Origin of the sequence: Paraburkholderia sp. SIMBA_027 (assembly GCF_046535315.1) — a bacterium.
GTDB lineage: Bacteria > Pseudomonadota > Gammaproteobacteria > Burkholderiales > Burkholderiaceae > Paraburkholderia > Paraburkholderia tropica.
In genome coordinates, this window is record NZ_JAWRWY010000783.1 from 1 (window position 1) to 265 (window position 265).

1 protein-coding gene is annotated in these 265 nt (G+C 63.4%); it reads left to right on the top strand.

The genetic code is table 11. The features are described from left to right. The coding region (locus SB764_RS41190; protein ID WP_410866924.1) for an Ig-like domain-containing protein at window positions 1–265 on the top strand (265 nt) is incomplete at both ends.

Genomic DNA, 265 nt, shown 5'->3' on the forward strand with positions numbered 1-265 from the left:
GGTTGCTGTCGACTTGACGGGTACGCGTGGCACGGCGACGGTTTCCGGTACGGCGGTCACCTATACGCCTCTTGCCGGCTATTCGGGCAGTGACAGCTTCACCTATACGGCGACCAATCCTGCCGGCACGTCTTCACCGGCAACGGTGACCATCACGGTGACGGCGCCGACGTTCACTTTCGCGCCAGCTGCCGGCGCATTGACAACAGGCACGGTCGGAATCGCGTATAACAAGACTATTGCCGCCTCGGGTGGCGGCGCTCCC